General features: G+C 64.2%; 12 protein-coding genes. 6 read left to right on the top strand and 6 right to left on the bottom strand.

From position 1 onward, the window contains the following. The first annotated feature begins 2 nt into the window (after positions 1-2). A complete protein-coding gene (gene lnt, locus HU748_RS10920; protein WP_186720331.1) occupies positions 3-1520 on the top strand; it encodes an apolipoprotein N-acyltransferase in 1518 nt (505 codons plus the stop codon). Positions 1521-1622: 102 nt separating this feature from the next. On the opposite strand, the gene HU748_RS10915 is transcribed toward lnt, so the two are convergent. Further along, entirely contained in the window at positions 1623-2384 is a 762-nt protein-coding gene (locus HU748_RS10915; RefSeq protein WP_186720330.1) for a YdcF family protein, read from the bottom strand. A gap of 130 nt (positions 2385-2514) precedes the next feature. Continuing rightward, positions 2515-2829 carry a hypothetical protein gene (locus tag HU748_RS10910; protein WP_054892821.1) on the bottom strand — a complete coding sequence of 105 codons (315 nt, stop codon included), beginning with the start codon at positions 2827-2829 and terminating at the stop codon, positions 2515-2517. Positions 2830-3067: 238 nt separating this feature from the next. Here HU748_RS10910 and leuS point away from each other — a divergent pair, with 238 nt between their 5' ends. From leuS to HU748_RS10885, 5 genes are all read left to right on the top strand, one after another. After that, positions 3068-5674, top strand: a complete 2607-nt coding sequence (gene leuS, locus HU748_RS10905; RefSeq protein WP_186720328.1) for a leucine--tRNA ligase — start codon at positions 3068-3070, stop codon at positions 5672-5674. Positions 5675-5734: 60 nt separating this feature from the next. Further along, entirely contained in the window at positions 5735-6340 is a 606-nt protein-coding gene (gene lptE, locus HU748_RS10900; protein WP_186669266.1) for an LPS assembly lipoprotein LptE, read from the top strand. Positions 6341-6376: 36 nt separating this feature from the next. Continuing rightward, entirely contained in the window at positions 6377-7414 is a 1038-nt protein-coding gene (gene holA, locus HU748_RS10895; protein ID WP_186669265.1) for a DNA polymerase III subunit delta, read from the top strand. A 133-nt stretch (positions 7415-7547) separates the two neighbouring features. Continuing rightward, positions 7548-7712, top strand: a complete 165-nt coding sequence (gene arfA / locus HU748_RS10890) for an alternative ribosome rescue factor ArfA (protein WP_039580593.1) — start codon at positions 7548-7550, stop codon at positions 7710-7712. A gap of 54 nt (positions 7713-7766) precedes the next feature. Further along, entirely contained in the window at positions 7767-9080 is a 1314-nt protein-coding gene (locus HU748_RS10885) for a lytic murein transglycosylase (RefSeq protein WP_186669264.1), read from the top strand. Between the two features lie 35 nt (positions 9081-9115). On the opposite strand, the gene HU748_RS10880 is transcribed toward HU748_RS10885, so the two are convergent. From HU748_RS10880 to HU748_RS10865, 4 genes are all read right to left on the bottom strand, one after another. After that, positions 9116-10054, bottom strand: coding sequence for an LD-carboxypeptidase (locus tag HU748_RS10880; RefSeq protein ID WP_186720326.1), 939 nt, complete (start codon positions 10052-10054; stop codon positions 9116-9118). Between the two features lie 137 nt (positions 10055-10191). Continuing rightward, a complete protein-coding gene (gene lipA, locus HU748_RS10875) occupies positions 10192-11208 on the bottom strand; it encodes a lipoyl synthase (RefSeq protein WP_238343328.1) in 1017 nt (338 codons plus the stop codon). A gap of 2 nt (positions 11209-11210) precedes the next feature. Next, positions 11211-11858 (bottom strand): lipoyl(octanoyl) transferase LipB, encoded by a 648-nt coding sequence (gene lipB / locus HU748_RS10870; protein ID WP_186669262.1) that lies wholly within the window; start codon positions 11856-11858, stop codon positions 11211-11213. After that, positions 11858-12133 (bottom strand): DUF493 domain-containing protein, encoded by a 276-nt coding sequence (locus tag HU748_RS10865; RefSeq protein ID WP_054892813.1) that lies wholly within the window; start codon positions 12131-12133, stop codon positions 11858-11860. The genes lipB and HU748_RS10865 overlap by 1 nt, the downstream gene beginning before the upstream one ends. Between the last annotated feature and the right edge of the window lie 40 nt (positions 12134-12173).

Below are 12173 nucleotides of genomic sequence, written 5' to 3'. Positions count from 1 at the left end.
ACATGCGCTGGATCACCCGCCCCGGCTGGCCCGGTAACCTGCTGGCCATGGTGGCCGGCGCCTCCACCTCCCTGGCCCTGGCGCCCTTCGACATCTGGCCGATCGCCCTGCTGGCGATCATGCTGTTCTACCTCGGCCTGCGCGAGCTCAGCCCGCGTCAGGCATTGGGTCGCGGCTGGTGCTATGGGTTCGGCCTGTATGGCGCCGGCACCAGCTGGATCTACGTCAGCATCAACACCTACGGCGGGGCTTCGCCCTTGCTGGCGACCCTGCTGCTGGTGGCCTTCTTCGCCGCCATCGCCTGGTTCTTCGCCCTGCCCGCCTGGCTTTGGGCACGCTGGCTGCGGCGTAACGAGGCGCCGCTGGCCGATGCCCTGTGCTTCGCTGCCCTGTGGCTGTTGCAGGAGGCCTTCCGCGGCTGGTTCCTGACCGGTTTCCCCTGGCTCTATGCCGGCTACAGCCAGCTCGACGGTCCGCTGGCGGGGCTTGCGCCGCTGGGGGGTGTCTGGCTGATTTCCTTCGCCCTGGCGCTGTCTGCCGCACTGCTGTGCAACCTGCACCGTTTGCGGGCACGCCCGGCCTTCCTCGCCGTGGGCGCACTGCTGCTGGTCGCCCCCTGGGGCATCGGCCTGAGCCTCAAGGACCACGCCTGGACCCAACCGGCCGGCGAGCCACTGAAAGTGGCCGCGGTGCAGGGCAACGTCGAGCAGGATCTGAAATGGGATCCGGCCCACGTCAACGCGCAACTGGCGCTGTACCGCGACATGAGCCTGAGCTCCAAGCCGGTCGACCTGCTGGTCTGGCCCGAGACCGCGGTACCGGTGCTCAAGGACCAGGCCCAGGGCTACATCGACATGATGGGCAGCTTTGCTTCTGACCGTCATTCGGCGCTGATCACCGGGGTGCCGATCCGCGAAGTGGTGCACCACCAGCGCCGCTACTACAACGGCATCACCGTGACCGGCGAAGGCGACGGCACCTACCTCAAGCAGAAGCTGGTGCCATTTGGCGAATACGTTCCGCTGCAGGACGTGCTGCGCGGGCTGATCGAGTTCTTCAACCTGCCGATGTCGGACTTCGCCCGCGGGCCTGAAGACCAGCCGCTGCTACAGGCCAAGGGCTATCAGATAGCGCCGTACATCTGCTACGAAGTGGTCTACCCGGAATTCGCCGCAGGACTGGCAGCGCAGAGCGATCTGCTGCTGACCATCAGCAACGACACCTGGTTCGGCACCTCGATCGGCCCGTTGCAGCACCTGCAGATGGCACAGATGCGCGCGCTCGAGGCGGGGCGCTGGATGATCCGCGCCACCAACAATGGCGTAACGGCCCTGATCGACCCGTTCGGCAGGATTACCACCCAGATTCCGCAGTTCCAGAAGGAGATTCTGTATGGTGATGTGGTGCCGATGCAGCAGCTCACGCCCTACCTGCAATGGCGCTCGTGGCCATTGGCGATCGTCTGCGTGCTGCTGATGGGCTGGGCGCTGCTGGCGGGGCGGATCGCCAGGGCCCTGTAGAGGGGCTTTTTCGCGGGCAAGCCCGCTCCTGCAGGGTCTTCAGGACTCAGTGCCTGCGGGGGCGGGCTTGCCCTGGAAGAGGCCGGCACAGCGTTCGCCACATCAATAGAACAGTCGATATCCCAGCAGCCCCACCGCCTCGTTGAGCAACTGCCCGCTCTGCCAGATCGCCCGGCTTTCCGGCAGCAAGCCGGCAAACGGTCGCGCATGATCGCCCCCCAGAAACCCCACTGGCGCCGGCACCACCTCGAAGCCCACCTGCTCGAAGCTCCAGCGTGAGCGCTGCATGTGCCAGGCCTGGGTCACCACCACCACACGGCGCAACCCCAACGGCTGCAGAACATCGGCGCTGAAACGGGCGTTTTCCCAAGTCGTGCGGCTGGCCTCTTCCTTCCAGGTTACCTCCACCCCGAAGTCAGCCTTGAGCCGATCGGCCATCAATTGTGCCTCGCTCGGCGGCGTGCCGTAGTGCAGGCCACCCGTGGTCAGCACCGGCAAGCCCGAAGCCTTGGACAACTGTGCCGCATAGCGCATGCGCTCCAGCGCCGTGCCTGTGGGCTGGTCCTGCCCACCCCAGGCCGGATCGCCGCGCTCCCGGCCTGCACCGAGAATCACGATGGCATCGGCACGCGCGGCCAAACCGGCCCACTCATCCAGCCCCAGGGCCGCCTCGGTTTCCAATGCCCGTGCCGACTCCTGCACCACCAGCGGCAGGCTCATCAGCCACAAGCCACCCAGCCCGATGACAAAGCACAACCCGGCCAGGCGCGGGCAGCGCTTGCGCAGCCACCAGGCCGCCAAAAGCAACAGGAACAGCAAGCCCGGCGGCATAAGCCACTGCTTGATGAAAAAACGAATCGGCATGCGCACACCTCCATGGAAGAGGTGCAGCCTAAGAGGATCGACGCCGGGCAACAAGTGCGCGACCGGCGTCGATCAGAGTGGTTAATCGAAGAAGCGTCACGAAACGACGCGGGCCTGGTGTCCTGAACGGCTATCGGGAAGGTTGCGTTCTGGATCTGTCCATTGCAGCGGGGCGCTGCCGGTCCTTGAGCCAGACGATCTTGCCCTTGCCGGACTCCGGCTGAGGGTAGGCGCCGGCACTGGCGAAACGGCTCTCAGGAAGCGTGTCCAGATAAGCCTTGATCACCTGGAACTCCGCGGGGCTCAGGCCGCGCAGCTCCAATTCTGCTGGCATTTCGTCGCGCAGTCGCACCGAGGTCCTGGCCACTTCGAGTGCCAGGCCCAGTCGGTCGATCAGGCGTTCGTATAGCTCCGGTTTGATTGCGGTTAGCTGCGACTCTCCCATCCGTTCACCTCATTGAAGGTAAGAATATCCCCCCCACAGATGAGCTTAGCGGCACTGAAAAAAGCAGCCGCCTGCCGCGACAAACGGCCCGCACGGCGCCAATCGCATTCTGGGTTTCCCACGACGCGCGACGCTCATGTATGCTAGGCCGTTCACTCTCATCGACACCGGAGTGCCGGACGCAGCGAGGTTGCGCTGCCTGGAAACAAGGTCTCTTTCACTTTCAGCAAAAGTAGCCATGCACGAACAATACCAGCCCCGTGATTTAGAAGCCGCCGCCCAGAAGTTCTGGGACGAGCAACAATCGTTCGCTGTCACCGAACAGCAAGGCAAGGATACGTACTATTGCCTATCGATGTTCCCGTACCCGAGCGGCAAGCTACACATGGGCCACGTGCGCAACTACACCATCGGCGACGTCATTGCCCGCTACCAGCGCATGCTGGGCAAGAATGTCCTGCAGCCGATGGGTTGGGATGCCTTCGGCATGCCGGCGGAAAACGCGGCGATGAAGAACAACGTCGCCCCGGCCAAGTGGACCTACGAGAACATCGACTACATGAAGACCCAGCTCAAGAGCCTGGGCCTGGCCTTCGACTGGTCGCGTGAAGTCACCACCTGCAAGCCGGACTACTACCGGTGGGAGCAGTGGCTGTTCACCCGCCTGTTCGAAAAAGGCGTGATCTACCGCAAGAACGGGACCGTGAACTGGGACCCGGCCGACCAGACCGTGCTGGCCAACGAGCAGGTCATCGACGGCCGCGGCTGGCGTTCGGGCGCGCTGATCGAGAAGCGCGAAATCCCGATGTACTACTTCCGCATCACCGACTACGCCGACGAGCTGCTGGAAAGCCTCGACGAGCTGCCGGGCTGGCCCGAGCAGGTCAAGACCATGCAGCGCAACTGGATCGGCAAGTCGCGCGGCATGGAAGTGCAGTTCCCCTACGACCAGCCGAGCATCGGTCACGAGGGCACGCTGAAGGTCTTCACCACGCGCCCCGACACCCTGATGGGCGCCACCTACGTCGCCGTCGCCGCCGAGCACCCGCTGGCCACCCAGGCCGCCCAGGGCAACCCGGCGCTGCAAGCATTCATCGACGAATGCAAGAGCGGCAGCGTGGCCGAGGCCGACATGGCCACGCAAGAGAAGAAAGGCATGGCCACCTCGCTGCTGGTCGAGCATCCGCTCACCGGCGAGAAACTGCCGGTCTGGGTCGCCAACTACGTGCTGATGCACTACGGCGATGGCGCGGTAATGGCTGTTCCGGCCCATGACGAGCGCGATTTCGAGTTCGCCCACAAGTACAACTTGCCGGTCAAGGCTGTGGTGCGCACCAGCGCGGGCGATGAAGTCGGCAGCGAGTGGCTGGCCGCCTATGGCGAGCACGGCCAACTGATCAACTCCGGCGAGTTCGACGGCCTGGACTTCGCCGGCGCCTTCGACGCCATCGAAGCCGCGCTGATCCGCAAGGACCTCGGCAAGTCGCGCACCCAGTTCCGCCTGCGCGACTGGGGCATCAGCCGCCAGCGCTACTGGGGCTGCCCGATCCCGATCATCCATTGCCCGTCCTGCGGCGACGTGCCGGTGCCGGAAGACCAACTGCCGGTCGTGCTGCCGGAGAACGTGGTGCCGGACGGCGCCGGTTCGCCACTGGCGCGCATGCCCGAGTTCTATGAGTGCACCTGCCCGAAATGCGGCACTGCGGCCAAGCGCGAAACCGACACCATGGACACCTTCGTCGAATCGTCCTGGTACTTCGCCCGCTACGCCTCGCCCAACTACGAGGGTGGTCTGGTCGATCCGAAAGCGGCCAACCACTGGCTGCCGGTCGATCAGTACATCGGCGGTATCGAGCACGCCATCCTGCACCTGTTGTACGCGCGCTTCTTCCACAAACTGATGCGCGACGAAGGCCTGGTCACCTCGAACGAGCCGTTCAAGAACCTGCTGACCCAAGGCATGGTCGTTGCCGAAACCTACTACCGCGTTGCCAGCAACGGCGGTCGTGACTGGTTCAACCCGGCCGATGTCGAGGTCGAGCGTGATGCCAAGGCCAAGATCATCGGCGCACGCCTGAAGACCGACGGCCTGCCGGTGGAAATCGGCGGCACCGAGAAGATGTCGAAGTCGAAGAACAACGGCGTCGACCCACAAGCCATGATCGACGCCTACGGCGCCGACACCTGCCGTCTGTTCATGATGTTCGCCTCGCCGCCCGACATGAGCCTGGAATGGTCCGACTCCGGTGTCGAAGGCGCGAGCCGCTTCCTGCGCCGTGTCTGGCGCCTGGCCCAGGGCCATGTTGCCCAGGGCCTGCCAGGCAAGCTGGACATCGCCGCCCTGGACGACGCGCAGAAGGTCATCCGCCGAGGCATCCACGCTGCAATCAAGCAAGCCAGCACCGATGTGGGTCAGTTCCACAAGTTCAACACCGCCATCGCCCAGGTGATGACCCTGATGAACGTACTGGAAAAAGCTCCGCAAGCCAGCGAACAGGATCGTGCCCTGCTGCAGGAAGGCCTGGAGGCCGTCACCCTGCTGCTGGCACCGATCACCCCGCACCTCTCTCACGCACTGTGGAAGGAACTGGGCCACACCCAGGCGGTGATCGACGCTGGCTGGCCGGCCGTCGACGAAAGCGCGCTGGTACAAGACACCATCACCCTGGTAGTGCAGGTCAACGGCAAGCTGCGTGGCCAGGTCGAAATGCCTGCCGCCGCCAGCCGCGAGGAAATCGAAGCCGCCGCCCGCAGCAACGACAATGTCCTGCGCTTCATCGATGGCCTGACCATCCGCAAGGTCATCGTGGTACCGGGCAAGCTGGTCAATATCGTCGCCAACTGATGGCAACGCCCGCCCCTTAGACACGGGGCGGGCGGAACAGGCCCACAAGGGAGCAACAACATGATCAAACGCAATCTGCTGGTAATAGGCCTGGCCGTCGTGCTCAGCGCCTGCGGTTTCCAGCTGCGCGGTACCGGCACCAACGAGATCGCCCTCAAGGAACTGGATCTGAGCGCGCGTAATGCCTATGGCGAGACCGTCACCCAACTGCGCCAGACTCTGCAGAACAGTGGCGTCAAGGTTCAGGCCGGCGCGCCCTACAAGCTGGTACTGACCAACGAGCAGGACAGCCAGCGCGCGGCGACCTACTCCGGCGGCAGCCGCTCTGCTGAATACGAGCTGACTACCGTGCTGAACTACGAAGTTCAGGGGCAGAACGATGCGGTACTGCTCACAGACAAGCTGGAAGTACGCAAGATCTATGTCTACGACGGCAACAACATCACCGGCTCCACCCAGGAAGCCACTCAGGTTCGCCAGGAAATGCGTCGTGACCTGGTCCAGAGCATGATGGGCCGCCTGCAGCAGCTGACCCCGGAGCACCTGGCGCACCTTCAGCGCAAGGCTGACGAACGCGCCCGCGCCGAAGCCGAAGCCCTGAAAGAGGCCCAGCGCATCCAGGACAACACGCCCCAGCAATCCCCGCTGGAAGTCCCGGCCCATTGAGCCTGAACGGGGCACCGCTGGTGCCCCGCCCATCCCATGAAGCTTTCTCCCGCCCAACTCAACAAGCACCTGCAAGGCACACTGGCCCCGGTCTATGTGGTCAGCGGCGACGACCCTCTGCTGTGCCAGGAAGCCGCCGACGCCATTCGCGCCGCCGCGCGCCAACAGGGCTTCGATGAACGTCAGGTGTTCAGCGCCGATGCCAACTTCGACTGGGGTAGCCTGCTGCTGGCCGGTGCCAGCCTTTCGCTGTTCGCCCAACGACGTCTGCTGGAGCTGCGCCTGCCGTCGGGCAAACCCGGCGACAAGGGCGCTGCTGCGCTCATGGAGTATTGCGCCAATCCCGCCGAGGACACGCTGCTGCTGATCAGCCTGCCCAAGCTTGACGGCAGTGCGCAGAAGACTAAATGGGGCAAGGCCCTCATCGAGGGTGAACACTGCCAATTCATTCAGATCTGGCCGGTGGACGCCCAGCAGCTGCCGCAATGGATCAACCAGCGCCTGTCCCAGGCCGGGCTGTCGGCGCAGCGCGATGCGATCGACCTGATCGCCGCAAGGGTCGAGGGCAACCTGCTGGCGGCCGCCCAGGAGATCGAGAAACTCAAGCTGCTCGCCGAGGGCAACCAGATCACCGTCGAGACCGTCCAGGCCGCGGTCGCCGACAGCGCTCGTTTCGATGTGTTCGGCCTGGTCGATGCCATCCTCAACGGCGAGGCCGGGCATGCCCTGCGCATGCTCGAAGGGCTGCGTGGCGAGGGCGTCGAGCCGCCGGTCATTCTATGGGCGCTGGCGCGCGAGCTGCGCCTGTTGGCGGGTCTGGCCCAGCAGTTCAGCCAGGGCGTGCCGCTGGACAAGGCCTTCAGCCAGTCGCGCCCACCAGTGTGGGATAAACGCCGCCCCCTGGTCAGCAAGGCTCTGCAGCGCCTGTCAGCGCAACGTTGGGCGCAACTGCTGCAGGATGCCCAGCGTATCGACGCACAGATCAAAGGCCAGGCCGAGGGCTCGCCGTGGACCGGGTTGTCGCGGCTGTCGCTGTTGATGGCCGGCCAGCGCCTGACGCTTCCTTCGGAATAATTGGGACTACTTGTAGGAGCGGCGGTTCGGCGCTCCCACAGGGGTGTCACAGCTCATACACACAATCAATTGGCCCCCCGCTCGCCCAGGCCATAAAGTCCGCCCCAAGTTCATCCAACCCGGGAACCCCGCCATGAGCAAGAAGCCGAAAAAACACGGCCCCAACAAGGCCAAGTCGATCATCGCCCAACCCCTGTTCCGCTGCCGTCAGGAACGACCGGAAAAGGGCAAGGGCAGCTACCGCCGCGAAGCCTTCCAATCGAGAGATTGGGAGGCTTCTTGCTTTCTGGCCGCCTGAAAAAGGCGCAGGCATGATATGGTCGGCACCTGAACTGCAAAACTGGATCTGTGCATGTCCTTCAGTCTTTCCCAGCGCTGGCGCCCCCGCCAGCTGATCGCGGCCTCCAGCTTCATCCTGCTCGTTGCCTGCGCGGAAAAACCCACCGCCGCCGACGCCCTGCCGCTGGCTCCTGCCCAGCCTGCTCCGAACGTTACCCTGCCCGGCACCGCCACTGACACCAGCAGCGAAATCCAGCCGCTGCAGACCTTCGCCCAATGGCAGGCGGGCTTCCGCCAGCAAGCCCTGCTGGCAGGCATCAGCCCCAATACCTTCGACCGTGCATTCCTTGGCGTCACACCCGACATGGACGTGATCAAGGCCGACCGCAGCCAGCCTGAATTCTCCCGCCCGGTCTGGGAGTATCTCGACGGTGCGTTGTCGCCGCTGCGCGTGCGCAACGGCAAGAAACTGCTGGAACAGCACGCCGAGCTGCTCGGTCGTATCGAGCAACGCTATGGCGTCGACCGCCAGGTGCTGGTTGCCGTATGGGGCATGGAGAGCAATTTCGGGCAGTTCCAGGGCAACAAGTCGGTGATCCGCTCGCTGGCCACCCTGGCCTATGAGGGCCGCCGCCCGACCTTCGCCCAGGACCAGTTGATCGCGGCCCTGCAGATCCTGCAGAACGGCGATATCCAGCCCGAGGCCATGCGCGGCTCCTGGGCCGGTGCAATGGGGCAGACCCAGTTCATCCCTACCACCTACAACACCCACGCGGTGGACTTCGACGGCGATGGTCGCCGCGACATCTGGAACAGCACGGCAGACGCGCTGGCCTCCACCGCGCACTACCTGCAAAGCTCGGGCTGGAAGCGTGGCCAACCTTGGGGCTTCGAGGTTCAGGTGCCGGCAGGCTTCGATTACTGGCTGGCAGACGGCGCTCAACGCAAGTCGGTCAGCGAATGGTTGAGCCTCGGTGTGACACTGCCAACCGGCACCCAACTGCCCAGCGGCAGCAGCCAGCTCTCGGCAGCGCTATTGCTTCCAGCAGGCGCACGCGGACCGGCATTCCTGGTACTGGACAACTTCCGTGCAATCCTGAAGTACAACAATTCCTCGTCCTACGCCCTGGCGGTCAGCCTGCTGGGCGATCGCTTCTCGGGCTGGGGCTTCATTGCCGGATCGTGGCCGAAGGACGACCTGCCGCTGAGCCGCAGCGAGCGCATGGAGCTGCAAAACCTGCTCAACGCCAGCGGGCACGAAGCCGGTAACGCCGATGGCATCATCGGCGCCAACACCCGCAAGGCCATTCGCAATGCCCAGCAAGCTCAGGGCTGGCCGGCCGATGGCTATCCAACACACAAGCTGCTCGATAGCCTGCGGCGCTAGAGAATATCGGGGCTGCTTGTGCAGCCCCTATAGCTTCAGGCTGTGAACAACGACTGCTCCAGCACAAGCTGCTGTGCATCACTGTCCAGCCGCACCTGCGCACCCAACGGCAGGCACACATTCGGATCGCAGTGCCCACTGCGCCATCCTGCCAGCACCGGCACCTGCAGTGGCCCGAAGATATCCCTGAGCAACGGCTCCAGCGCCGCCACCGTGATACCCGCGAAGTCTCCCACCAGCACCCCCTTGATTCCCTCCAGATTGCCGGCCAAGCGCAACTGGGTCAGCAGACGGTCCACGCGGTACAGAGGCTCGTTGACGTCCTCGATGAACAGGATGCTGTCGTGGGTATCGATCTGCGCCACAGTGCCCTGGGTCGCTCCGAGCATCGACAGGTTGCCACCCACCAAACGTCCGCTGGCAACACCACCGACCACGGTCGTAAGGCCGAACGCCGCAGGATGCCCGATGGCATCGCCTCGCCCGACCTGCCCCTGCAACTGCTGGAATAGCGAACTGACGGTCGGCTCGAGCTTGGCACCGAGCAGGTCGGCATTGAGCATCCCGCCATGGAAGGTGAGCAACCCGGCATGGCGCTGGATTGCCGTGTGCAGGGCGGTGATGTCGCTGTAGCCGATCAAGGGTTTGGGGTGACGACGAATCAGCTCGAAATCCAGCCGATCCAGCAGCCGCATGCTGCCATAGCCACCCCGCATGCACAGGATCGCGTCGATCTGAGGGTCAGCGAAGGCGTCGTGCAAGTCACGCAGGCGTTGCTCGTCGCTGCCTGCCAGATAGCCGTCGGCCTGCAGCGCACCCGGATAGACGCGGCAGCGCAAGCCCCGCTGTTCGAACCATTGCCGCGCCTTGTCCACATCCAGCCGTGCAGGCCCCGCCGGCGCGACAATTGCGAAGCAGGCGTTACCGGGTAATGCCTTGGGCAGGCGGAAGGTTGGGGTTTCAAGACAGTTCATCGGGCGACTCCTTGCATACAGGGGCTTGCCACTCTAACGGGCGTATTGGAAGGCGCACACAGGGCGCGTTGCCCCAGAAAACAAAAATGCCGATGCCGCCTTTCGGCGCGCATCGGCATGTTCAGCGCAAGCCCGGATCAGAGCTTGATCTTGGCTTCGTGAGCCTGCTGGTCGGCGTGGTACGACGAGCGCACCAGCGGGCCGGAGGCGACGTTCTTGAAGCCCATCTTGTAGCCTTCCTCGGCGAACCAGGCGAAGGTGTCGGGGTGCACGAAACGCTGCACCGGCAAGTGGCTGCGCGACGGCTGCAGGTACTGGCCGAGGGTCAGCATGTCGATGTCATGCTCGCGCATGCGGTGCATCACTTCGATGACTTCCTCGTCGGTCTCGCCCAGGCCGAGCATCAGGCCCGACTTGGTGGGGACGTGCGGCACCAGTTGCTTGAACTTCTGCAGCAGGTCCAGCGACCAGTCGTAGTCCGAACCCGGACGCGCGGCCTTGTACAGACGCGGCACGGTCTCAAGGTTGTGGTTGAACACATCAGGCGGCGTTTGCGCGGTGATTTCCAGCGCCACGTCCATACGCCCGCGGTAGTCCGGCACCAGGGTTTCCAACTGCACGCCCGGGGACAGGGCGCGGATTTCGCGGATGCAATCGGCAAAGTGCTGGGCGCCACCATCACGCAGGTCGTCGCGGTCTACCGAGGTGATCACCACGTACTTCAGGCGCAGGTCGGCAATGGCGACCGCCAGGTTCTTCGGCTCGTCCAGATCCAGAGGCTTCGGACGGCCGTGACCAACGTCGCAGAACGGGCAGCGGCGGGTGCAGATGTCACCCATGATCATGAAGGTCGCGGTGCCACCGGAGAAGCACTCGCCCAGGTTGGGGCAGGATGCCTCTTCGCAGACGCTGTGCAACTTGTGCTTGCGCAGCAGTTGCTTGATGCGATCGACTTCCGGCGAAACCGGGATGCGCACGCGAATCCAGTCGGGCTTCTTCGGCAGTTCTTCGGTGGGGATGATTTTCACCGGGATGCGCGCGACCTTATCGGCGCCACGCAGCTTGACCCCGGCTTCCACTTTCTTGGGGGCGGGGCGCGGGGTGACGTCTTGGGTCGCGATCAGGTTCGGCACGGCTTCTTGCACAGTTGTCATATTCAGTCGATTCCGCCCGTGAGGGTCGTCTGCTCAGCATAGTCGAGGTGCTTGACCAGCTGTCCGCGCAGCCTTGTCCTGACCTCGTCGAGTTCGATCGGACCTGCCAGGTCGCGCAGCTGGGTCATGGCCAGCCCCGCATACCCGCAGGGGTTGATTCGGCGGAATGGCGCGAGGTCCATGTCCACGTTCAGGGCAAGGCCGTGGAACGAACGGCCATTGCGGATTCGAAGGCCAAGTGACGCGATCTTCGCCCCATCGACATAGACGCCAGGGGCGTCGGGCTTGGCCACCGCCTGCACGCCATAGCTGGCGAGCAGTTCGATGAGCGTAGTCTCGATGCGGCTGACCAGTTCGCGCACGCCAATGCTCAGGCGGCGCACGTCCAGCAGCAGGTAGGCGACCAACTGGCCGGGGCCGTGGTAGGTGACCTGGCCGCCGCGGTCGGTCTGCACCACCGGGATATCGCCCGGAATCAGCAGATGCTCGGCCTTGCCGGCCTGGCCCTGGGTGAAGACTGCAGGATGCTCGACCAACCAGACTTCGTCCTGGCTGTCCGGGCTGCGTTGCTCGGTAAAACGACGCATGGCCTCCAGCACCGGTTCATAGGGCTGCAGGCCAAGATCGCGAAAACCGAGACACGCGGGCATCACAGCACCATTTTCACGATGCCGGTGGCACGCAGGGCACTGTTGATATCGTGCAGCTGATTCTCGCTCTCGGCGACGATGTGCAGTTGCACCGTGGTGTACTTGCCTTCCTTGCTCTGGCGCTCGGCCAGGGTGGAAAGGTCGACCTTGGCGTGCTTGCTCAGGACTTCGATGACCATGTCCTTGAAGCCGACAACAGTATCGCCGATGACCTTGATCGGGTAATCGGCGCAGGGGAATTCGATTTTGTGCGACTTGACGTCAGCTTCGCTCATGGCGCATACGCCCTCGTAAGGCGTGGCAACAACAATGCCC

It is taken from the genome of Pseudomonas sp. RW3S2, from assembly GCF_014268955.1.
Taxonomy (GTDB): domain Bacteria; phylum Pseudomonadota; class Gammaproteobacteria; order Pseudomonadales; family Pseudomonadaceae; genus Aquipseudomonas; species Aquipseudomonas wayambapalatensis.
This window is presented reverse-complemented; position numbering and strand designations above follow the sequence as displayed.

What these genes read in the sequence shown, in the direction of transcription:
- lnt (WP_186720331.1), top strand. Translation starts at nt 3, where the DNA reads ATGCGCTGGATCACCCGCCCCGGCTGGCCCGGTAACCTGCTGGCCATG.
- HU748_RS10915 (WP_186720330.1), bottom strand. Translation starts at nt 2,384, where the DNA reads ATGCCGATTCGTTTTTTCATCAAGCAGTGGCTTATGCCGCCGGGCTTG.
- HU748_RS10910 (WP_054892821.1), bottom strand. Translation starts at nt 2,829, where the DNA reads ATGGGAGAGTCGCAGCTAACCGCAATCAAACCGGAGCTATACGAACGC.
- leuS (WP_186720328.1), top strand. Translation starts at nt 3,068, where the DNA reads ATGCACGAACAATACCAGCCCCGTGATTTAGAAGCCGCCGCCCAGAAG.
- lptE (WP_186669266.1), top strand. Translation starts at nt 5,735, where the DNA reads ATGATCAAACGCAATCTGCTGGTAATAGGCCTGGCCGTCGTGCTCAGC.
- holA (WP_186669265.1), top strand. Translation starts at nt 6,377, where the DNA reads ATGAAGCTTTCTCCCGCCCAACTCAACAAGCACCTGCAAGGCACACTG.
- arfA (WP_039580593.1), top strand. Translation starts at nt 7,548, where the DNA reads ATGAGCAAGAAGCCGAAAAAACACGGCCCCAACAAGGCCAAGTCGATC.
- HU748_RS10885 (WP_186669264.1), top strand. Translation starts at nt 7,767, where the DNA reads ATGTCCTTCAGTCTTTCCCAGCGCTGGCGCCCCCGCCAGCTGATCGCG.
- HU748_RS10880 (WP_186720326.1), bottom strand. Translation starts at nt 10,054, where the DNA reads ATGAACTGTCTTGAAACCCCAACCTTCCGCCTGCCCAAGGCATTACCC.
- lipA (WP_238343328.1), bottom strand. Translation starts at nt 11,208, where the DNA reads ATGACAACTGTGCAAGAAGCCGTGCCGAACCTGATCGCGACCCAAGAC.
- lipB (WP_186669262.1), bottom strand. Translation starts at nt 11,858, where the DNA reads ATGCCCGCGTGTCTCGGTTTTCGCGATCTTGGCCTGCAGCCCTATGAA.
- HU748_RS10865 (WP_054892813.1), bottom strand. Translation starts at nt 12,133, where the DNA reads ATGAGCGAAGCTGACGTCAAGTCGCACAAAATCGAATTCCCCTGCGCC.